13 protein-coding genes are annotated in these 23,068 nt (G+C 36.8%); 5 read left to right on the top strand and 8 right to left on the bottom strand.

The features are described from left to right. Nucleotides 1–185: 185 nt before the first annotated feature. Nucleotides 186–3,662 (top strand): PAS-domain containing protein, encoded by a 3,477-nt coding sequence (locus tag H4J56_RS16015; protein WP_182216623.1) that lies wholly within the window; start codon nucleotides 186–188, stop codon nucleotides 3,660–3,662. On the opposite strand, the gene H4J56_RS16010 is transcribed toward H4J56_RS16015, so the two are convergent. After that, nucleotides 3,635–4,291, bottom strand: a complete 657-nt coding sequence (locus tag H4J56_RS16010; protein WP_182216621.1) for a response regulator transcription factor — start codon at nucleotides 4,289–4,291, stop codon at nucleotides 3,635–3,637. The genes H4J56_RS16015 and H4J56_RS16010 overlap by 28 nt on opposite strands. Before the next feature lie 247 nt (nucleotides 4,292–4,538). On the opposite strand from H4J56_RS16010, the gene H4J56_RS16005 reads away from it, so the two are divergent. The 3 genes from H4J56_RS16005 (at nucleotide 4,539) to H4J56_RS15995 (ending at nucleotide 9,277) form a co-directional block, all read left to right on the top strand. Beyond that, a complete protein-coding gene (locus tag H4J56_RS16005; protein ID WP_182259600.1) occupies nucleotides 4,539–4,886 on the top strand; it encodes a DUF2946 domain-containing protein in 348 nt (115 codons plus the stop codon). Between the two features lie 96 nt (nucleotides 4,887–4,982). Further along, nucleotides 4,983–6,107 (top strand): efflux RND transporter periplasmic adaptor subunit, encoded by a 1,125-nt coding sequence (locus H4J56_RS16000; RefSeq protein WP_182259599.1) that lies wholly within the window; start codon nucleotides 4,983–4,985, stop codon nucleotides 6,105–6,107. A gap of 14 nt (nucleotides 6,108–6,121) precedes the next feature. Beyond that, on the top strand, nucleotides 6,122–9,277 hold the full coding sequence (locus tag H4J56_RS15995; RefSeq protein WP_182259598.1) for an efflux RND transporter permease subunit: 3,156 nt from the start codon (nucleotides 6,122–6,124) through the stop codon (nucleotides 9,275–9,277). Nucleotides 9,278–9,395: 118 nt separating this feature from the next. On the opposite strand, the gene H4J56_RS15990 is transcribed toward H4J56_RS15995, so the two are convergent. The 3 genes from H4J56_RS15990 to H4J56_RS15980 all read right to left on the bottom strand — a co-directional run bounded on the left by H4J56_RS15990 (nucleotide 9,396) and on the right by H4J56_RS15980 (nucleotide 14,666). Beyond that, nucleotides 9,396–10,796, bottom strand: coding sequence for an EAL domain-containing protein (locus tag H4J56_RS15990; protein WP_182230274.1), 1,401 nt, complete (start codon nucleotides 10,794–10,796; stop codon nucleotides 9,396–9,398). Nucleotides 10,797–11,277: 481 nt separating this feature from the next. After that, complete coding sequence (locus H4J56_RS15985) at nucleotides 11,278–13,365, bottom strand: EAL domain-containing protein (protein ID WP_182244204.1); 2,088 nt, start codon at nucleotides 13,363–13,365, stop codon at nucleotides 11,278–11,280. A 266-nt stretch (nucleotides 13,366–13,631) separates the two neighbouring features. Next, complete coding sequence (locus H4J56_RS15980; protein WP_182259597.1) at nucleotides 13,632–14,666, bottom strand: carbohydrate porin; 1,035 nt, start codon at nucleotides 14,664–14,666, stop codon at nucleotides 13,632–13,634. A 521-nt stretch (nucleotides 14,667–15,187) separates the two neighbouring features. Between H4J56_RS15980 and H4J56_RS15975 the strand changes: the two genes are divergently transcribed. Beyond that, complete coding sequence (locus tag H4J56_RS15975) at nucleotides 15,188–18,172, top strand: diguanylate cyclase domain-containing protein (RefSeq protein ID WP_182259596.1); 2,985 nt, start codon at nucleotides 15,188–15,190, stop codon at nucleotides 18,170–18,172. A gap of 87 nt (nucleotides 18,173–18,259) precedes the next feature. On the opposite strand, the gene H4J56_RS19790 is transcribed toward H4J56_RS15975, so the two are convergent. The 4 genes from H4J56_RS19790 to H4J56_RS15955 all read right to left on the bottom strand — a co-directional run bounded on the left by H4J56_RS19790 (nucleotide 18,260) and on the right by H4J56_RS15955 (nucleotide 22,916). Continuing rightward, nucleotides 18,260–18,478 carry an ice-binding family protein gene (locus H4J56_RS19790; protein ID WP_310733847.1) on the bottom strand — a complete coding sequence of 73 codons (219 nt, stop codon included), beginning with the start codon at nucleotides 18,476–18,478 and terminating at the stop codon, nucleotides 18,260–18,262. Nucleotides 18,479–18,805: 327 nt separating this feature from the next. Next, entirely contained in the window at nucleotides 18,806–20,326 is a 1,521-nt protein-coding gene (gene glpD / locus H4J56_RS15965; RefSeq protein ID WP_182259595.1) for a glycerol-3-phosphate dehydrogenase, read from the bottom strand. A 275-nt stretch (nucleotides 20,327–20,601) separates the two neighbouring features. Next, on the bottom strand, nucleotides 20,602–21,360 hold the full coding sequence (locus H4J56_RS15960) for a DeoR/GlpR family transcriptional regulator (protein ID WP_182259594.1): 759 nt from the start codon (nucleotides 21,358–21,360) through the stop codon (nucleotides 20,602–20,604). Nucleotides 21,361–22,256: 896 nt separating this feature from the next. Next, the gene (locus H4J56_RS15955) at nucleotides 22,257–22,916 is read right to left on the bottom strand and encodes a PEP-CTERM sorting domain-containing protein (RefSeq protein WP_182259593.1); all 660 of its coding nucleotides are present in this window, start codon (nucleotides 22,914–22,916) and stop codon (nucleotides 22,257–22,259) included. Nucleotides 22,917–23,068: the final 152 nt, after the last annotated feature.

The raw sequence follows: 23,068 nt of genomic DNA, 5'->3' as shown, positions 1-23,068 counted from the left end.
AAGTATTAACTCTAAAGTTGTAATACTTTAGTATTAAGTCTTTGGTATTAGTATCTTAGCTTTAATTGATTTACTGTGGAATTAGTTAAATAAAAGTCGGAATCAATTGATTTACCGTGAATAATTTGTAAATCTGCAAGCTCATCAAAATAAGATGACTTCTGAAGAATTAATGAGATTGATGTATGTTTCCAAATTGGCAATTAGTGATCACAAGTGTTGGTTATATTGGCTTACTTTTTATTATTGCCTTTTTAGGGGATCGTTATCGGCATAAAATAGCAACGAAATATCACACGATTGTTTATGCGCTATCGCTTGGGGTTTATTGTACATCTTGGGGTTTTTTGGGGACTGCAGGACAAACCGCTAATTATTCGTTTTCTTATCTTTCTGTTTATCTCGCCCCGATTTTATTATTCTTATTTGCTTGGCCCTTTATTCAACGGATGATTAAAGTCAGCTTACAATTAAATATCACGTCAATTGCTGATTTACTCGCTTCTCGATTTGGAAAATCACAACGTTTAGCCGTACTTGTCACGTTTGTTACCTTAATTGGCACCATACCTTATATCGCCTTACAGCTAAAAGCGATTGTGCATTCCTATACCATATTGCAAGAAGATCAATATTTATCTTTATGGCAACTTGGCTTAATTGTTAGCTTAATTTTAGCGGGCTTCACTATTATTTTTGGTATTAGAGCAATTGATGTTACTGAGCGTCACCCTGGGGTGATGATGGCAATAGCTTTCGAGTCTATTATTAAGCTGGTTGCTTTTTTATCAATTGGCCTTTTTGTTTCGTTTTACCTCTATGACTCACCGATTACCATTTGGACACTAGCCACAGAAAACGTTGAGCCAGCCCATCACTTTACGCTTTCAAAGTTTGTTTCTATGCTAGGTCTACTCGTTATTGGTCTGTCTGCTTTTTTATGTTTTCCAAGACAATTTCAAGTAATGGTCGTTGAACTTAAAGAGCAAGCTCATACTAAACTCAGCCGCTGGCTATTTCCTAGTTACGTAGCTATTTTTGCACTCTTTGCTATTCCAATTGGCTTATCCGGAAGATTGCTCTACGGAGACTCTCTTGATGCAGAAGCTTACGTATTATTTTTACCTGCTTATCAAGGTCAATTATGGTTGACATTATTTTCATTCCTTGGCGCGGTTTCAGCAGCCAGTTCTATGGTTATTATTTCGACCATAGCCTTAAGCACTATGCTCAGTAATGAAGTTGTTTTCCCTTTATTATTCAAACACTCGAACATTCAGCAAACTGACTTTAAAAAGTTCAAAGATAAATTACTAATGATACGTAAAGCATTGGTCTTATTTATTATCTTACTTTGCTACGGTATGTTTGTTGCTGCACCTCCTGGTACTTTAGCCTCCTTAGGCGAAGTATCTTTTGGTGCAATTGCACAAATAGGCCCACCACTTTTTGCCACGTTTTATTGGCGAAAAGTGAGTTTGCAGGCAGTATTATTCGCAATAACATCAGGGTTTATGATTTGGTTTTTCCTCAACCTATTACCCCAATTAGGCTTTTATGCTCATCCCTTTGCTGATGCGTCAATATCGAGTACCACCTTAGCCACGTTATTAGGGTTAACCATTAATGTAATTGTACTGATACTGGTCTCTAAAATTAGCCGAGCGACTATCCAAGAGCAATCTCAGATTGAACACTTTATTGAACGACCAAACATCAATGAGAGGCTTCATTTTAGCCATGGAAAAATAAACCAAAAAGAGTTGGCTTTGTTGTTAACAAGGTTTGTCGGTAGTGAAAAGTCTGCGCAGTGTTTTACTGAATTTAATAAAAAATATGATCCACTTAAAACAAATAAACAAATATATAACGAAGCACTAATTTTTCATATTGAAAATACCCTAGCTAAAGTTATGGGCTCAGCTTCAGCGCGCCTAGTGATCTCTTTTGCCATTACCGGTAAAGATATGGCTTTGGATGAAGTGGCAAAAATTGTTGAGGGTGCGTCAAGCCACCGTATTGAATTTAGTCGTAGCGTGTTATCGAGTGCGATAGAAAATACCAACGAAGGTATCTCCGTTATTGATAGCAAATTGAATATGGTCGCTTGGAATAAACCTTATCTAGCGCTATTTAATTACCCTGAAGAGCTTATTTATATCGGTAGCCCTATCAAAGATCTAATTTACTTTAATCTTAAAAGTCGCCCTGAATACGCCCATTCGTTAAATCAGCAAGTTGAAAAGCGCTTACAGTTTTTTAGAGAAGGCAGTAAACACAGCGTTGAAAGAATACAACCCAATGGCAACATCATTCGTATTGAAGGAAACCCAATACCTGATGGTGGCTTTGTGATGATATTTACTGACATCACTGTTTATAAAAAAGCAGAGCAGTTACTTAAAGAGGAAAATCTTGATTTAGAAAGTTTAGTCTTAGAGCGAACCAAGAAATTAGAAGATGCTTATAAAAAATTGGAACAAGGAAATAAAGAACTTGCCATTGCAAGACAAAAAGCTGAACAAGCACATTTAAAAAAAAGCCAGTATCTTAAGGCTTGCAGCCATGATTTGATGCAACCTTTATCTGCGGCACGACTTTTTTCATCAACCTTAGCAATGAGTTCTCATTTAAGTAAAGAAGAAAAAGAAAGCGTGAACTATATCGATAACTCACTAAAAACAGCCAATAATCTCTTAAAGGATCTTAACGAAATAACCCGAATAGAAAGTGGCAATATTGTTCCTAATATAAACCACCTTTCACTTAATGATGTCTTTACGAGTATTGCTAGTGAGTTTTCACCCTTGGCTAAAAAACAAAGTATTGAGTTTCATTGGGTGCAAACGTCCTTGTGGATTAATAGTGATTCAAAATTATTACGAAGAGTTTTACAAAATTTATTATCTAATGCTTTTCGTTACGCGAGCCCTGGAAAAGTACTATTGGGCTGTAGACGAAAGGGAAAAAACATCATTATTCAAGTTATTGATAATGGGCCAGGTATTCCCTATAAGCAGCAGAAAACTGTTTTTGAACAATTTACTCAACTCGAAAGTAACCAGCATGTTGGTGTAAAAGGTTTAGGTTTAGGCCTTAATATTGCTCAAAGTTTAACTCAACTTTTATCGTCTCGCGTGCAGTTAAATTCTCAGCCCGAGCATGGCTGTAATTTCAGTTTATCATTTCCCATTGCTTCAGCAATAAAACAGCGTAATGCCAAAAAATCGCCTATTAAGCAAGTGTCATTAGAAGATGTCAATGTGTTATGTATTGATAATGATCCAGATGTGCTTAAGGGAATGAATAAATTATTGAGTGCTTGGAGATGCAATGTTTTTTGTGCAAAGAACACCAGAGAAGCTACTGTTATTTTTAAAAGATATCAAAGCAGTATTGACATTGTTTTGGTCGATTACCAATTAGATAATAATGAAGACGGTATTAGTTTGTTTAAGCAATTACAAAAAATAAAAAACTATCCGCTGCCCGCCATTTTAATTACAGCTACCACCGATAGTGATGTTTTAGAAAAAAGCCAAGCAGCAGGAATGAGTTACTTAAGAAAATTAATAAAACCTATTGCCTTAAGAGCCTTAATGAGTTCGCTTCTAACCAAGGCATTACAACAAAATTATTCTAATGATGCTGAAAATGACTGATGATTATTCTGATTGAGCATAATGACTGCTTGAGTCCGGCTTTTCACACCCAATTTCAAAAAAATTGAACTGGCATGCGATTTTACTGTAGCTTCTGAAAGTGAAAGCTGTGCAGCAATTTGTTTATTGAGTAAACCATCAGAAAACATTTTCAAGATACGGTTTTGTTGGTTGGTTAAACTGGCGATTTTCTTACCTATTTCTGAAATAGGTAAATTATTTTTATTTTCTTCAAGGTTTGGCGTCCAAAGACCTCCTGCCAAGATTATTTCCAGTGCTGCAAGCATTTGTGGTACATCAGTTGATTTAGGGATAAAACCAACCGCGCCGTGATCAATAGCTTTAGTAATAATATCTTTTTCTTCATAACCAGAGACTACTACCACAGCCATTTGAGGATAACGTTCACGCATAGTAATTAACGTATTAAAGCCTTGGGCTCCAGGTATATTAAGATCGAGTAATAATAAGCCAACGTCTTGATGTTCTGCTAAGGATCGCTCTAAATCATGAACATCTTCTGCTTCAAGTACATCAATATCGCTAAAATGAGCTGAAATCATCAACGTTAATGCTTGACGAAAAAGGGGATGGTCGTCAGCTATTATTATTTTTTCTGACTGGAACATAAAAATACCTCAAACAAAGTTGCTTACATTCTAACCCAATAAAAATTGTAACTCCAAAGGATACTGCGCAATAATATTTCTATTTATGCTTTTATTTTAAAATAGCCCTATTGCCGCTAAATATTGATACCTTGGTATAATAAAACCTGATTGAACACCTCCCAGCCATTCGCTAATTATTGACTAAGAATATAATTTAGCTTAGCATCCGCCAGTCTCTGTTTGTAAATTGAAGAATGCAGTAAAAATGAAAAACATTTGGCTTGGCTTTTTAATAGTACTATCGATTGCCTTGCAATCGTTTGTTGCTGTGGCTAATTCAGACAATAATCATCAGCTTGACGCTCAACATTTACAAACTGAACATTCTCATGAAGTTGACAATCAAGCTCGACTTAATGCAACCTCTGATACTGAGCATAACGTCAAAGACTGTCATCATTGTGGGCACTGTCAAGGTTCACACAGCCAATGGTTTTTAACAAAAAAATTAACTTCGACTGTCACTAAGCTATTAATTCCCAATCAATATTTTTATCTTATCGATATCAACATCAACTTTATAGAACAACTTATACGCCCCCCCATCGCTTAATTTAATTTTATAACAATTTTTCGCAACAAGTTTACTTAACACTAAATATTGAATTTAGTGTTGTTGCAACGTTTACCTTTAAATTAAGAGATAACAATGATCAACACCAATAAAAAGCCAAAGCCACTAAACCTACTGAGTGTTTTATTTTATGGTTTAACCACCTTAGCTATTCCTGCTCTTGCTGTCGAAATCACCGAAAACACGCACAAAGCAGGGGTTAGCTTTACCACGGCACAATTAACACTAGCAAATATTAAAGTATCGATGCTAACACCCAAGATTTTTGCACGACGTGTTTATGCCCCAGGAGAAATAAAAGCGAATGGTTACACTAGTTATATCGTCTCACCACGCACAGAGTCAGTGGTCATAAGTCGTCATGCGACCTTAGGTGAACATGTTGAAAAAGACCAACCATTAGTCACGTTATTTAGTGAATCTGTTGCTGCAGCACAAGCTAATTATCGGGTAACGTATAGTGAATGGCAACGGGCAAAAAAATTAACTAAGGGTACGTTAAGCGAGAGTCTTTTACTAAAAAGTGAGACAGATTACATCGCCGCTTTTAGCCGTTTGACCGCATTTGGGCTAACAAAAAACGCTATTGAAGATATTGTTAAAAACAATTCATCAAACTTAGGTGAATATACCTTAGTAGCGCAGCGCGCAGGAGCGGTATTAAGTGATGATTTTTCACAAGGACAGCGAGTCACACCCGGTGAACAAATTATGATTTTGGCTAACGAAGAAAGCTTATGGGTAGAGGCGCGTGTTTCACCCAACAAAAAACTAAACTTACCCGCGGGGACAAGGGCTGAAATAGAGTTTGCTGGCCAAACTTATCATGCCTTGGTTATTCAAGAAGCCCATACAATCGACCCAACAACCCGTACTAGAATTGTTAGGCTGTCTGTTGAAAATAAAGATGATTCATTACACTCAGGGATGTTTGTAGATGTTAACTTTCAATTTGACACGCAAACTGCCGTAATCGCAGTGCCCGAAACAGCCTTAATGCGTGGGGCTGATGGCGATTGGACTGTCTTTGTTGAAGACCATCCGGGTGAATTTGAGGCTGTTGAAGTTGAATTAGGTCAGCCTTTAGGCAATTACCGTCAAATCATCGGAATTGCCGCCAACACAAGAGTGGTTACCAAAGGTGCCTTTTTTGTGGCTTCAGAAATAGCGAAAAGTGGATTTGATCCACACGGCCACTAATGAGGAATAACACGATGTTAAATAAAATGATTGATTGGTCGATAGATAATCGGCTACTGGTGGTTATTGCACTCATCACCACTATGGCCGCCGCTATTATTGCCATTCCAAATTTAAATCTAGATGCATTTCCTGATGTCACTAATGTTCAAGTTGCGATAAATACCGAAGCACCTGGCTTAGCCGCTGAAGAAGTAGAGCAACTCATCACCTACCCGATTGAAGCGGTGATGTATGCCTTGCCTGATGTTGAACAAGTACGGTCAATATCAAAAACGGGGTTATCTGGCGTTACTGTGGTTTTCAAAGAAGGCACCGATATATATTTTGCTCGTCAATTAGTTTTTGAGCGGCTACAAGCGGCAAAAGCACTAATCCCTCAAGGCGTTGGTTCACCTGCAATGGGACCTAATACCTCAGGCTTAGGTCAGGTCTTTCAGTACTTACTCATTGCTGACAAAGAGGCGGGTTATAACTCAATGACCTTAAGAAGTTTAAATGATTGGCTAGTGAAATTATTGGTTATGCCAGTAGATGGTGTAACTGATGTTTTATCTTTTGGCGGTAGTGTTCGCCAATATCAAGTCAACATTGAACCCAGTAAATTACTTTCTTATCAGTTAAGCCAAGATGACATAGTTACCGCACTTGAAAACAACAATGCCAATGTGGGTGGTTGGTATATGAACAGAGGACAAGAGCAATTAGTTATACGAGGCACAGGTTGGTTTAATAGTGGTGAAGCGGGATTAGCAGACATTAAGCAGGTGCCAGTGAAAACCGTGTCTGGCACGGTAGTCACTATCGCAGATCTCGCCAAAGTAACTTTGGGGAGTGAAATTCGTCAAGGCGCGGCGACCATGACACGCAGAACCAAAAATGGCGAAGTTGAACGCTTGGGAGAAGTCGTTTCAGGTATCGTATTAAAGCGTATTGGCGCAAATACCAAGGCCACCATTGACGGAATTAACGCTCGAATACCCATGATTAATCAAGCCCTACCCAAAGGTGTTCGCTTTGAGCCTTTCTATGACCAAGCCGATTTAATTACTCAAGCGGTTAATACTGTTGTTGAAGCACTTGCCTTAGCTTTTATATTTATTGCGGTGATACTCGCCTTATTTTTAATGAATTTAACCGCAACATTTTTGGTGTTAATTTCGATACCTATCTCGGTCGCTATTGCGCTAATGGTAATGTCTTGGCTAGGGTTATCAGCTAATTTAATGTCATTAGGCGGGATTGCGGTCGCAATAGGTATGTTAGTTGATGGCTCGGTGGTGATGGTTGAAAATATCTTTAAACATTTACACCACTCTAGCGATCCCAACCATAAAAATAGCCAGCAACAAGATATCCCACTACAGCTAAAAGCAGCAGGAAAAGAAGTTGCTCGCCCGGTATTTTTTGCCGCAGCCATTATTTTGGTGGTCTTTACGCCACTGTTTAGTTTTGAAGGGGTTGAAGCTAAACTTTTTCAACCTATGGCTATTAGCATTATTTTAGCCGTAATATCTGCCATCCTAGTAGCACTTTTTGTAGTGCCGGCACTAGCAACGTTTATGTTTAACAAAGGTGTAAAAGAAAGGGAAAGTTTTATATTAACGCCTTTAGATAAGCTCTATCGAACAAGTCTTAAAGCCGCGATGAAACGCCCTAAACTTGTGGTGTTTACTTGCATATCATTACTGGTTGTAGCTATATCATTGGTCCCCCAAATAGGCACAGAGTTTGTACCCGAACTTGAAGAAGGCACCATTAACTTAAGGGTCACTTTAGCCCCATCATCGAGTTTGGAAACAGCGTTAGCAGTAGCGCCTATTCTTGAAGAAAAGTTAATGGCGTTTCCTGAGGTAACCTACGCACTCAGCCGCATTGGCCGGGCTGAAATCGGTGGCGATCCTGAGCCCGTTAATAACATTGAAATATACCTAGGATTAAAGCCAGTATCACAATGGCGTAGTGCTAAAAGTCGCATCGAATTGCAAACGTTAATGGCAGAGGACCTTGAACAATTTCCTGGCTTACTGCTTAATTTTTCACAGCCAATTGCGACCCGTGTTGATGAATTACTGTCTGGGGTCAAAGCGCAACTGGCTATTAAATTATTCGGTCCAGAATTATCCGTACTCGCCAGTAAAGGCGAAGAAATTGCAGCGGCGATAAAAGAGGTGAAAGGCGCGCGTGATGTCGCCTTAGAGCAAATAGCAGGAGAAGCCCAATTAGTCATAGAGCCAAAAAGACAGCAACTTTCTCGTTTTGGTTTGTCGGTTGGCGATGTTATGGATGTCATTAAAGATGGCATTGGCGGGGTGAGTGCTGGGCAGATAATTAACGGTAATGAGCGCTATGATATTTATGTCAGATTAGAAGAAAAATATCGTAACAGTCCAGAAGCCATTGCAGACCTTCGTTTACAATCGCCAACAGGTGCTTGGGTCCGTTTAGGAGATATCGCCACCATCACCTTTGAGTCAGGCCCACCACAGGTACGTAGAGATAATGTTCAACGCCGAGTCGTTATTCAAGCAAATGTACAAGATAGAGATATGGGCAGTGTTGTTGCTGATATTCGTGAAATAATTGCCAGCACAGTAGACTTACCCTCAGGTTATTCTGTGGTTATTGGTGGTCAATTTGAGAATCAACAACGTGCGCAACAGAGACTATTACTGGTGGTGCCACTCTCATTGGCATTAATTGCTTTGTTACTTTATTTTGCTTTTGGCTCGTTGGGTCAGGCGATGTTAATTTTGGTTAATGTCCCCTTAGCGATTATTGGCGGTGTATTCTCGCTTTATCTTAGCGAACAATATTTATCTGTGCCGAGCTCTATTGGTTTTATTACGTTGTTTGGTGTTGCTGTGCTCAATGGCGTTGTTATGGTTGAGCGGATAAACCAGCATATTAGAGAAGGCTTATCAACGTCACAAGCAGTTTTCGACGGTGCGACATCGCGACTACGTCCAGTGTTAATGACCGCGATGACTTCCGCTTTGGGGTTGATCCCGATGATGATGTCTAATGGCGTGGGTGCAGAAATACAACGCCCCCTCGCGAGTGTTATTGTTGGCGGATTAGTCACCGCAACTTTTTTAACCTTATTTGTCTTACCTGTTTTATATAATTTTTTCTCTGCGGCGAAAATTAAACAACTGATAAAAGATTAATCTTATAAAACCCCTGAACAAAAATTGTTGAGGGGTTTTTAGTTAAATTAACAGCCAATATGCTTAATCGATAAGACTATAAATTAGCGGTTATAAAACCAAGAATCACCTAGGTTTACTAATCAAATTTGTAGTCACTATTATTGATCAAATAATGTTTAAATTCTGCTAATGGTAAAGCTTTTGTGTAATACCAACCTTGACCAAATTTAATATCCATTTTCAGTAATTCGTCTACTTGTAATCTATTTTCAATACCTTCTGCAATAATACTCGCGCCTAACTTATCCGCTATTGAAACAATATTTGGTATTAGGGTTGATCTAATTGAGCCTGTCTCAACTTCATCAATAAATGACTTATCAACTTTTAAGGTATCAATATCTAACAGCTTTAATTGAGATAGATTAGAGTAACCGGTGCCAAAATCATCAATAGAAATTTTAATACGACTTTTTGACAGTACTTCTAAGGTATTGCCCACTTTACTGTAATGTAACTCTTCATCTTCTGTTACCTCAAAGCAAACTTCAAGATTCGGTGTTATATTTTTAAACAGTTCGACTCCTTTGAGGATATTACCGTTATTGATATCTTTAGGATAAACATTAATGGAAAGATAAAAGGGTTCATTGATAATCTTAATATCTTTAAAATCGTCAATGGCTTGCAAGATAAGGTCTTCCGTCATCGACCAAGACATATCTAATTCAGCCACCACTGAAATAAATTGATCAGGGTAAAGCGGACCAATATGGTCTTCAAATCGAGCCAGTAATTCACAGCCAATAACCTTACCCGTTTGTAACTCAACAATAGCCTGATAATGTGGCTTAATACTTTTAAAAGATAAGGCTAATTTTATTCTTCTTTTGGTACTATAAATGTAACTATAAATCGATTGATAAGCATGTAAAGTTGCCACACCTGAAATCAAAGAAATAAACATTAAAATTAATAAAACAGGTGCAAGTTGGAATTCTGAAAAGTTTTTTTGCACAATAGCCACACAGATTAATCCTTTAGGGCCACAAAATTCAAAAGAGTGCGATAGTAATCCTGAGCTAAAATAAGGCTGACTACTTGTTGATTTTTTTTGATATATTCCAGGTTCACCAAAAAGATGAATAATTTCTTCACCTTTGAGTGCTAGCAGTTCATAGTTTTTAAATTTTCTGTGTTCATACAAAACACCTTGAAATGATGCGACTAAATTATAATTGTCCTTACGAATAACAATACCTTGTACCTTTCTATCGAAAGTGATCAACTTATGGTTAAACCAGAATTCATGGCCGTCCAGCATAAAGTCATAGCTAGGTCCCTTGATGGGTGTTTTTAAGATGCCAATTCCTGTGGTACAGGTCAATACGCCATTTTCGAGGAAGCCTATGTCCCTAATGTCATTTGATTCAAATTGAGATTTTCGCATTGCTAATAAATTTTCATCAGAGCAATAAGTAAAGTTTTGGTTATTTAATGACTCAATAACATCATATCCATAAGCTGTGGTATCCATTAAATCGCTAAGTATATATTCTCCTTGCTCTAAAAGCTGACTTTTTAAAATGTAGGAGTAGCTATAAAATATCAGCGTTAAACTAAAAATTATCCCACTTAAAAATGCCAAATACTTGGTAATTGAACCCATTCTTTGCATATACACAGCCCCAACTCAATTTATAACGTAATGATAATAATCATTTTAATATTTAGTTATAGGTCAATTTTTATGATAATACTAGCGCTCAAGTGATTAGTCATCGCTATAATTGCCTCTTGGCAAGTCAGTAGGTATTTTTAATCAATTGAGGCTTCTTTGTGGCGAGCACTTCATTAAGATATTAGCCTATTAATGAAAGTATTACAGATTAGTAGCGTAAAATTAAAGTGCTTAATTGATACTGGTTAACGGTATTGCTAAATAGCCCCACAAAAGAATGCCTGTTACGGTGGTGTTCACTCTGCTAATAACAGAGTTGTAAACGTTAGCAATCATGTTACGCTTTGGGTTTGAAGTGAGCTGAAAAATCAAGTAATTGCTCGGCTGGTTTTGGTCGGCTAAAATAATATCCTTGCACTAAATCACAATTTAACTCTGCTAGTAAAGCAAGCTGTGACTGAGTTTCAACGCCTTCGGCAACAACAGTCATACCTAAGCTATGTGCCATAACAATAATAGTTTTAACTAACTGACAATCAGCCTTATTTATTGTGATCCCTTGAATAAAGCTTCTATCTATTTTGAGCACATCAAAGGCATATTCTCTTAAATAACTTAATGATGAATACCCAGTACCGAAATCGTCCATTGATAGTTTTATACCCAGTCTTTCAACTTCAATCAAGGCGTCATGAATATAAGATTGACCACTCATTAACACCCCTTCAGTAATTTCAATTTCCAAACTGCTCGCATTAATCACTTCCTCATCAAGACAGTTTTTAATAAAAGTGAGTAACTCAACATCTCTAAATTGCCGAGGCGATATATTCACAGCCATAGTGTATGTTTTATGATCTTGTTTTTGCCATACATTTAAAAAGCTTAATGCTTGTTTAATAACAAACCGCCCAATCGGCACAATAAGACCGGTGTGTTCGGCAATAGGAATAAATTCAACTGGCGCGATATTACCTAAAACAGAATTATGCCATCGCAACAGTGCTTCAACACCAATAACATGGCCACTTTTGACATCTAATTGAGGCTGATAATATAGCTCAAATTCATTACGTTCTAGTGCGCCATGCATTTGTTCTTCAATTTCAAAACGGCGCAACATCACAATATTCATTTCTTTAGTAAAAAATGAATACGTATTGCGACCTAAAGATTTTGCTTCATACATTGCCGTGTCAGCATTACGCAGTAGATCAGAGCTAGAACAGCCATTTTCAGGGTATACAACAACACCAATACTTAAGGTAAGTATTAATTCTCTGCTATCAATATTAAAAGGTTCTCTAAAGGCTTGGAGTAAATTTTCAGCAATAATTGTTGCATCATGGTGGCAGGTAATACCGCGTAACAGTACAATAAATTCATCCCCTCCTAAGCGGCCAACCGTATCTTCTTTTCGAACAACGTTATTTAAGCGCTTTGCCGATTTGATCAGTATTTTATCCCCCATCTCATGACCCAATGAGTCATTAACTTTCTTGAAATCGTCTAAATCAAGAAAAAGGACGGCTATTTGCTCATTATTTCTTTCGGCTTCAATCAGCATTTGTGATAAACGGTCGAGTGATAAAAACCGGTTAGGTAATAAAGTTAAGGTATCAAAATAAGCTTGGTTGCGAATTATTTCAGCAGACTTGTACTGTTCGCTAATATCCCGAATAATAGTTACTATTTGGTTATATTTTGCCAAATAGCTCATTCTAGCTTCAAAATATGCTAATCCATAAGGCATATTTAGCTCATATTCGAAAGTTATCATCTCTTCTTGCTGTTGTATTTTAGCCAAATGAGTTTCAAATTTTTTAACGACCTCACTAGGTAATACATCAGTCATACGTTGGCCAATAAAGTGCGCTGGTGAAACGTAAAGTTTTTTTTGTTCGCTTGCACGATAATCGATAATGGTCCCATCAACTTCCATTAAGAAGAATAAATCAGGGATAGCATCAATAATGGTTTTAAGCATATGGTCTTTGAATAGCGCTTGCGACTGTGCATACTTAACATCAGCTAAATTGACATCAATACAGTACATTTGTTTTTTATTATATTGATTAGTAAACATTACATGACTTGAAAGGACATTAATATCATTGCCATTTTTATGAGACAAGATGATCTCTGCAGTAGGAATTTTTATATCTTTGTTTATCCAATCATTGTGTGCCGCAACAACTGAATCACGCATAGCGGCGGGGATAATTAAGTCTTCTAATTTTTGTCCGCGAGCTTCTTGCTGGGTAAAACCGTAAAGTAATTCACTACCTATATTCCAATAAATGACCCGCCGATTTTCATCATATCCTTGCACAGAAACAACATTCACTGCATCAAATAATTGGTGCAGTGAATCATTAGTCACGTATTGTTGGGGCGCTATTGTGTTAACATTTTTTGATATCATATTTAGCTAAATCCAAAAGTTCCTTCTATTTTATAATAGACGTCAACTGTCGATTTGACAGCTAAAACATAATTAAATTTGAGCGCTATCAAGGTATTAATAGCTATATAATATTAGAACAACAGTCTGTTTATAGCAAAATCCGCTAGGATTAAAATTATTCAAAAGTAATCTTAGGGTAAATCTGAAATATTAAGAAGATGTTTAACTGGTAAGAGAAAAAGCATGTCGATAAATAAACGATTTCTTGTGGTTATTTATCTCCCCTAAAATTGGGCGGTTAAGCGTAAAGTAAAGATGAGTAAATCACTTACTGATTTGTCACCAGAAGGTGATGAAATAAATTGAAGATCAGGTTTGATATTTATTTTGTCATTTATTGGAAATAGATAAAATAACTCAGTAACTTGCTCACTATCCGCTCCAACAACATCCGCTTGGGTGAACCCTAGGCCCAAGGTATCTTCTTCACTGAAAAGTCCTTGGTAATTAACGCCAATACTAAAATGCTGATCTACAGCAACGACTTTTTTCTTTGCTTGTCCCCATTGCATAAAAGCACTAAATTTTTCATTAAAATAATGATCAGCAACGATATAGATATCTGTTGAGCTTGCTGATATTCGATCGCTACTTTCAAGATATGAATGATTCCAAGCCCCAAATTTCACCGAACTATTACCTTGGTAGTGCCACTGCACTTCGGCAATAGAGAAAAAATCATCAAAGTGATTATACTTAGCACTACTTTCGTAATAACCAAGTCGAGTTGTTATCGCTGAATTCAACTTATATTGGCTATAAATGCCTATACTTGGCTGAGGATAGGTGGGAAGACCTTGAATTGTTGGACTCACCCCCATAGAAGAGTTAATAAATTCCAGACCATATTCTGTAAAGGCAAAATCACTATTGGCGTCCATCTGTCCTAGCTTAATAAATAATTTTTTGTTGAGTTTTACCGCAAAAATAACTTCATATGCATGGTTAAAGTCTTGTTCATCAATATTACTAAACCCTTGAATATCAATAGCAATATCAGAACCTTGTTCACCACGTTGTACAGCATACCCTACTGAAATATAACTTTGCTTGCCAATAAGGTTAGTTAGATTTGTTTCAAAGCCAACATTGAGCAGACCGCGTATTACATTTTTAGAAAAAGTATTATTATCAATAAAAGAATTGTCGACAGTAATATCTGCATTAAATATAGTTTCTAACGCTTCAACCTCGGTTGTAGCAATTGTAATAAAAAAGAGTGTTATTGAAGAAATTTTATTTAACGTTTTTTTTAGCACAGTTCTGATACTCGTATTTTAAACAGACTTACATTAATTTTTTAAATTATACACAAATTAACTAATGGGTAACGTGCAATTAATGAAACGACTAGCGAAACCATACCTTTATCTAAATAACGATCTAACGCTATATAGCAGTTAAAAAGGTAAAATTACTGTTTAGATCAAGCAAGTTATAGTACATAGTTGCAATATATAGAAAATTTGCTAAGGTTTTCTTGGTGTTTATTCGTAGTGCCATTGAATTAACTTAAGGTGCGCTGCAACTCGTTGTTTGTTAAAAAAGCTGTTAAGCCTATTACTACAAATAAGTCATCAGATTAAAAACTATAGTAACAAGCTTGACCGAAAAATCCTGTTATTATCAGGGACAACGTAATTTCGTACTTAGCCCCTTTTACTGTAGTAATTAAGTAAATGTAACCCGGTATTTCTGATGATAGATAACGAGACGTATTATTGCTATTTATAAGTTATTTTTAGGACAATTAATTAATAAAATCATTCTATTGATTTTATTGGCTAATATTTTTTTTGTTTCACTGCCTGCTCTCGCTCAACAATATCGTTTTACGTTACTCAATGTTCAAGATGGCCTTCCTTCACTTAATATCAATCAAACATTCCAGCAAAGCAATGGCTTTATTTGGCTGGCAACAGATGCTGGAGTTAGTCGCTTTGATGGTAAAGCATTTGAGCATTACAAGTTCTCTCCAGGTAGCCCACGGCACATAAGCCACAATTTTATTACTAACATAGTAGAAGACAATGACGGTAATATTTGGTTAACAAGCGAACATGGGCTAAATAAAATTCGTCCTGATGGTAGTGTTGTCATTTACTTACAAGATGCTAAAAATCCTAATAGTTTATATTCAAACTGGGCTGTATCTCTGCATGTTAATCATCAAAACGAGTTATGGATTGGCACAGGTAGCGGACTAAACCTATACAATAAAATAAAGGATAACTTTCAATTTATACCTTACTTTTCAGATGGTAATAAGTACCTTGTCACTATTTACGCTATGGTAGAAGATAAACTGGGACAGATATATACGATAACATCTAACGGTCTCGCTTTATTAAATAGAGAGCAAATGATTTTACAAGCAGTAGTGACCGATAATGCCGAGCACACAACACTTCTTGGTAAAGTAACGATGACTGCCGTTACTGATAACCAAGGCATACTTTGGATGGGTAGTGAAGCAGACGGTCTTATTTCATACAACCCTAAGACGAAAGCGGTTAAAAACTTTAAGCATACGCCAAATAATATTAATAGCCTTGCCGATAACAGCATTTATGCTTTGTCTTTGAGCGAGCAAGGTGATTTGTGGATTGGTCATGCCTATAAAGGAATAACAATATTTACACCACAAACGAATACTTATCAACATATTATAAATCAACCCTTTTCTCTTTCAAGCCTTCCTTCTAATATGATCACCCACATATTTTTTGATCGTTCAGGCATGGCATGGATCTCAACCGACAATGGTATAGCCACCTATAGTCCATATACGAGCGCAAGCTATATATACCCTAGAAAAGCTGACAACAAAGGTCTTTCAAGTAATTTAATTAACCACATAGTCATCGATAAAAATATAGCATGGTTAGCCACCGGACAAGGGCTTAATACCCTCGACTTAGAGACCAGTGAAATTAGCCATATAAATTTAGATGGCCTGACTCAATATCAATTTTCTCATGATAGCATTTGGAATATTTCTCTCATAAATAATAAACTCATGTGGTTATCATCTGATCAAGGTATTAGCTTATTCAATCATCAAGCCAATACATTAAATCACTTTGATAATGCTAATGGCAATTCACAAGGCTTTCCAAGTCATGAATTTTATACGCTCACCCAAGATAAAAACAATGAGATGGCTATATGGATAACAGGCTATATAAACGTTGGATTACTATTGTTTGATCAAGAAAAGGGCATCAATAAACAATTTCTCAATACCGAAAATAATAAATATTACGATGAAGGAAATTTTACCTATCAAACGCTTATCGACGATAATGGCGCTATGTGGATGGGAACCACTGACGGTATATTTAAAGTCGACCTTAACACTGGCGCATCAACCCAATACAATCTTGGTATTAACGGCGCAAATGTCAGGGTCAGTGGCATAATTCGTCTAGCATCTGGAGATATTTGGGCAAGCACACAAGGCGGTGGGCTGGTTCGTTTATCTTTTTCGGGGCCTGATAAACGCACCGTTAATATTAAAACAATGACCAAAAAAAATGACCTGTTCAACGGTCAATTAAAATCAGTTATCGCTCAAGGAGAGAGTCGACTTTGGTTTACTACCAGCAATGAACTCTACATGTATAACATTTATACTGAGCAAGTAACTCAGTATAAGTCTTTACTCTTGGACAAAAATTTTAACTTCATTGAAGCGGCTATTGCCATCGTTGATAACACCTTACTATTAGGGACCAACAAAGGCTTAATTCGTGTTGAAACAGATAAGTTATCGCAAAATAACTTTAACCCCCCGATCCAAATAACTGAGATCCTAGTTGCCAATAAGAGCACGGTAATAGTCAGTGATAAAACATTTTCTGAAAGCTTGGTTCTCGATGGTGAAAACCCCAATATTCAAATTTATTTTGCTTCGCTTGATTATACAGCACCTAAAAACAACCATTACCGATATCAGCTTAAAGGTTTTGATAGTGATTGGGTTTACAGTGAGAATACTAATTTTGTTCAATACACTAATTTAGATCCGGGCAGTTATCAGTTTGTTGTCCAAGGAACAAACAGTGATGGCGTATGGAGTCGAGATCAATCGACAATGATGATCGAAGTTGCCATGCCCATTTGGTACTACCTCTTTATGGTGTTATCACTTATTACGCTTGCTATTTCAATTCGTTACATCATGTTTAAAAAACAAAAGTTGATAGAGCTGCATCAACGAGCAAACTACGACGCCTTAACAGGATTGGCTAATCGCTATTATTTAAACCAAAAATTAAACGAATTAGTTGCTAAAAAGGACAGTTATTTTGCCATTGTCTTTGTAGATATCGACCATTTTAAAGAAGTTAACGATACCTTGGGCCACGACGCAGGTGATCAGTTGATTATTCAAATAGGTAAACGATTGCAATCATGCTTAAGAGCTCACGACCTTTTAGCTCGCTTAGGCGGTGACGAATTTGCCATTATCATTATTACCTCCCCTGATGATGATGGCCTTGCGCATATAGTTGAAAGAATGCACAAAAGTATTAGTGCTTTGTATCATATTGATGATCAACGGGTTAAAAGTTCAGCAAGTATTGGTGTCGCCAAATTTCCTCATGACGGAAATGACAGTAAAACGTTACTTAAAAATGCCGATATTGCCATGTATGCAGCTAAAAATTCAGGTAGAAATAACGTTAACTATTACAGCCCGATTTTAAGTAAAAAAATGTTAGAAAAGTTTGAAATTCGCAATGCCTCAACACCAGAGTAACTTGAACCTTATTGTTTCTATAGTAGTGAATTAATTGTCTTGCATCTTTATTTTCATACTTATTAGACTGGTCTTCTTAGCGGTATTCTAGAATAAATGATTATTAATATAACCTCTAGCCTCAGCGCCGGTTGTGTAAACTGCTGAGCCGGTTTTGTCGCCAAGAACATTCCAGATAATGGTGCTGTTATCGGTAACATCTTTCAATATCACTGTTGAGTTTGCAGAGAAAGTTAGATAGTTGGCGATATTAAAAATCCAAGAGCCATCGATACCTTTACCATCAAGCGTTAAGGTTTTACCTATCGCTATGGTTAAATAATTTATTGTGCTGTAAATACCCCCTCAAGTGTTTCGTCGTTGGTACCAAAAGTGGTTGATACGAGTTCTGTTCCTGTACCCATATCTTTTATATCTTGTTGCACAGACGTAATAAGCGCTTCCTGATTGTTAATGATGGGCGTCAGCTCAACAACTAGCGCCCAGCCAAATTACTTGTTCAGCCATTCACCTCTGATATTGTTACTAGTCATTTATCAAAGATAATACAGTGCTGAGCTAACTAACTAAACTCGTCAAAGCGAGTACTGTATTTACAAAGAACATGAGGATATAACTAGACTTTATTTGTTATCATTCACTGGTAGATGTAACTTTTTTACTGGAATTAAATGTCACAATAAAATGTGCTAATCCAGATTTTTCTTTGGCGGTTAAATGTAGGCTAAGTTTGCTTCTGCGCCAAATAATATCTTCAAGATCAACAGCCCATTCTTGTTGAATTAAGTACTCTACCTCGCGTTGATATAGACCGGCACCAAAATACTCTCCCATGCCTTCTAGTGAGTTAATTGCACCCAAGATTTTATGACTTAACGTACCGTAAGAGCGAACATAACGCTTAATTATTTGACAGGGTAACCAGCTATATTGGCTTTGCAAGCTGGTTTGTAAATTGTGTTGATTGTCAAAGTCTCCCCCTGGTAAAGCAGTATCTGCTGTTATACATTCACCCGCATCGGGAAAATGATCAATAATTCCATTAACTGCAGCTTCAGATAATTTCCGGTAAGTGGTAATTTTTCCACCAAATACTGATAACAAAGGCGCTTTTCCCTTAGGTGCATCTACTTCGAAAGTATAATCACGGGTTACCGCTGCAGGCGAATCTGATTCGTCATCGAGTAAGGGCCTAACGCCTGAATAAGTCGCGATGATATCTTTGTTTGATATTTGGTGTTTAAAATGGTCATTAACTACCGAGATTAAATAATCAGTTTCTTCTTTTGAAATACAAGCTGTCGCTGGATCGCCGACATGCTCTATATCCGTTGTTCCAATCAAAGAAAAGTCATCTTCATAAGGAATAACAAAGACAATACGTTTATCTTCATTCTGTAAAATATAAGCCTGCGACTCGTTATGAATACGCGGCACTATAATGTGGCTGCCTTTAATTAAACGAATTTTTTTAGGTGATGGCTTTTTTAATGCTTCATCGAAAATACTTGTTACCCATGGACCGGCAGCATTTACTAACGCTTTAGTTTTAACAAGCTGTTTTTCTCCGGTGATATTATCATTGAGTGTTACTTCCCAAATATCACCAACTCTTTTTGCATCTGAGCAACGAGTACGCGTCATAATATTCGCGCCTTTATCTCTAGCGGCAATGGCATTGAGAACCACCATCCGAGCATCATCAACCCATGCATCAGAGTATTCAAATCCCTTAGTGATTGTATCTACAACGGGACTATTTTTATCAAATTTAATTCCCTTTGAGCCCTTTAGTGTTGCTCGTTTAGCTAAGTTATCATACATAAACAAGCCAATTCTTATCATCCAAGAAGGGCGTAGATGACTACGATGAGGTAAACGAAAACGTAAAGGCCATATGATATGGGGCGCATTTTTTAATAAGATCTCACGTTCAGCAAGCCCTTCTCGAACTAAGCGAAACTCATAGTACTCGAGATAACGTAAACCGCCATGAATAAGTTTACTGCTATTTGATGAGGTTGAGGAGGCAAGATCATTCATTTCACAAAGTAAAACATTTAACCCTCTACCTGTTGCATCGGCAGCAATGCCTGTACCGTTGATCCCCCCACCAATAACGAGTAAATCATAAATAACGCTTTGATCTTTCATATTGTTCCTTAGTTGCGACCAGAGGAAATTACTTTAGCCCTCACTATTTTGTCGCTTGCCTTTACTTAACGTTGATATTATTTGCTGAACAATACAACCAATGTGAAAACAAAGCAACAAATTACGAACATAAACGAACATATCTTTATACTTTTTTGATAATTAAAGAATTGTTGATTATAAAAAATTTATTTAGCAAGTAGGCTTTAAACTAAACCTTAGGAGAAGGAGCTATATATTGCTAACAGTTAGTGCTAATAAATAACGATTATAAATTAAACTAAATGTAAAGTGACGTTATGATCTGAAAGGATTTTCTGTATTTCATCAGGAGGAGGAGCATCGGTAAAAAAGTGATCTGCTTGATTAATATTACCTAAGCGTACCATAGCGTTACGACCAAATTTTGAGTGATCGGCCGCTAAAATCACTTGCCGTGAATTGGCAATAATAGCTTGAGCTACTCTAACTTCTCGGTAATCAAAGTCTAAAAGTGAACCTTCGATATCAATACCACTGATGCCAATAATACCAAAGTCCATACGGAAATTTTTAATGAAGTCTTCCGTTGTTTCACCTATGACGCCGCCATCTCTATGGCGAACTTCGCCACCAGCAATAACAACAGAGAAATCTTCCTTGGCACCAAGTATAGAAGCAACATTTAAGTTATTCGTCACAATTTGAAGGCTTTTATGAGCCAATAAGGCACGCGCAATGGTTTCTGTGGTTGTACCGATATTGATAAAAAGAGATGCTCCATTGGGTATCATGCGCACTAACTCAGCAGCAATTTTTTCCTTGGCCTGAAGATCCATAATTTTTCGTGTTTGATAATCAGTATTGACAGTACTTGATTCAATGCCGGCACCACCATGATGACGTGAAATTTTTTGTACTTTAGCTAACTGATTAAGATCTCGGCGAACCGTTTGTGGTGTCACCTTAAAGTGTTCAACAAGTTCATCAATGCTGACAAAACCGCTTTTTTTAATCATCTCTAAAATTAACGCTTGTCGTTGCTGTTGTGTCATTAAACTTATACTTTATGAATTAGATGTCGCTATTTTGCCACCTGCATCGATATAAGCAAACAAATTAACTAATAATATTTTATATAATCGTTTAGTTGTTATGTATAAACCACAAAATGAACATAAGTGAACTTAAGTGAAAATTTAACAACGCATTGTAATTATTCAGCACTGACGACAATTTAGAAGCACTATCTGAATAGAAATAACATTATTTATTATCCTTTGTTTAGATAACAAAAGTTGTTTTAGGCAGCGTTGATGGCGCTCACAACACTGTAAAATCGTGTGCTAGCTTTGACAGTGTTAATAGTGAATATTGTCAAAATGAACCTGTGGTAAAGACATTACACTGCGGCAACCAGTACATCAGATAATGTGTTATTGGTATTCATGTACACGAACGGAATAAAAAAACACTTACCCTTTTAAAAATTACCCATGCTTTAATACCAGCAGTTATAGAGAGGCTTCTACTATCTTTATTGTTACCATTAAAACATTATAGGTATCGAAAGAGTCATAGCAGATATAGATTCTATCGCGTGACCTAGGGCTGTGTTATATAATTCTCTTGAGGGATTAGCAGATATGTAGCAAAGAGAAAGGCATTTCGATTCCAATTAGATAAAACAACTTATGATAATTTATAAGACGACTGAAAATTTCCGTACACTCCATACAAAGTAAGTAAAAGCATTATCTAGATCAAAACCTATCAGTCAAATAAGTAATGATTTTTAACTAATGATTAGGCTAAAAAATGTCCGAATTTATAGTTTATAATAAAGCATTTATTAAACGAATAAATGCTTATTGATAATAAAAAAGCTGATGATATATATAGGATTATCAGCTTTTAAAATCGACGATAATTAATTATGATATAAACTATTTTAAGACTGTTTTTTAAATTTACGTGATGCAAAACCTGTCATTGCCAATAAAAAAATAGCAAATGTCGATGGCTCAGGAACCGTAGATGGCTCACGAACGTCAACACTACGTACAAAAAATGCTCCTACAGTATCGTCAACGTTATTGGTTAGGAAACCTCCTCCCCAAATATCTATACCTAGATTAACGGCTGCAATACTTGATATTGCATTTAAACCGCCTAAGTTGCTTAAACCATCGTTGTCCGTATCAGCGAGTATCCCCTGTATTAAGGGTAATCCGCCAGGACCTCCGCCAAATTTTTCATGGAGATCTTGCATAGCTACTATGCTAGCCGTTGAATGTCCTAGCCCGAATCCTAGAGAACCGGTTCCGTCTACTCCCAGTGTGATACCAACATTTTTAAATAGCGAGATTAATTCTACGTCTGTAGCCAAATGAAACCCATCAGCCGCCCACTGATTAGAACCTTGGAGAGCATCTAAGTTCATACCATAAAAAATTGATACATCTAACCACTCCGTTTGACCAACAGTATCGACAGTCAGTAATCCATCTGCTGCTGCTGAGTAATCTTTACTTATTAATCCTGCATTCGCATATACACCTGCAACCATAGAGCACATTATTATTAATTGCTTTAAAAGTTTAAATTTCATTGGGTTTACCTCTTATAATAAATAATCTATTAGACGTCAACTAACTTGTCCGGTTGGCGTCAATTAACTTGGCCGGTATTTGAATTTAGTTGCATAGCTTGTTTTTTTCGGTAACTTTCTCCTTTTATTTGATAGATATCACTGTGGTGAAC

This window comes from Colwellia sp. BRX8-4, assembly GCF_014077345.1.
Lineage (GTDB): Bacteria > Pseudomonadota > Gammaproteobacteria > Enterobacterales > Alteromonadaceae > Colwellia_A.
The sequence above is the reverse complement of the archived record's forward strand: the minus strand, read 5'-3'. Positions and strand labels throughout refer to the sequence as shown.

What these genes read in the sequence shown, in the direction of transcription:
- H4J56_RS16015 (WP_182216623.1), top strand. Translation starts at nt 186, where the DNA reads ATGTTTCCAAATTGGCAATTAGTGATCACAAGTGTTGGTTATATTGGC.
- H4J56_RS16010 (WP_182216621.1), bottom strand. Translation starts at nt 4,291, where the DNA reads ATGTTCCAGTCAGAAAAAATAATAATAGCTGACGACCATCCCCTTTTT.
- H4J56_RS16005 (WP_182259600.1), top strand. Translation starts at nt 4,539, where the DNA reads ATGAAAAACATTTGGCTTGGCTTTTTAATAGTACTATCGATTGCCTTG.
- H4J56_RS16000 (WP_182259599.1), top strand. Translation starts at nt 4,983, where the DNA reads ATGATCAACACCAATAAAAAGCCAAAGCCACTAAACCTACTGAGTGTT.
- H4J56_RS15995 (WP_182259598.1), top strand. Translation starts at nt 6,122, where the DNA reads ATGTTAAATAAAATGATTGATTGGTCGATAGATAATCGGCTACTGGTG.
- H4J56_RS15990 (WP_182230274.1), bottom strand. Translation starts at nt 10,796, where the DNA reads ATGGATACCACAGCTTATGGATATGATGTTATTGAGTCATTAAATAAC.
- H4J56_RS15985 (WP_182244204.1), bottom strand. Translation starts at nt 13,365, where the DNA reads ATGATATCAAAAAATGTTAACACAATAGCGCCCCAACAATACGTGACT.
- glpD (WP_182259595.1), bottom strand. Translation starts at nt 20,326, where the DNA reads ATGAAAGATCAAAGCGTTATTTATGATTTACTCGTTATTGGTGGGGGG.
- H4J56_RS15960 (WP_182259594.1), bottom strand. Translation starts at nt 21,360, where the DNA reads ATGACACAACAGCAACGACAAGCGTTAATTTTAGAGATGATTAAAAAA.
- H4J56_RS15955 (WP_182259593.1), bottom strand. Translation starts at nt 22,916, where the DNA reads ATGAAATTTAAACTTTTAAAGCAATTAATAATAATGTGCTCTATGGTT.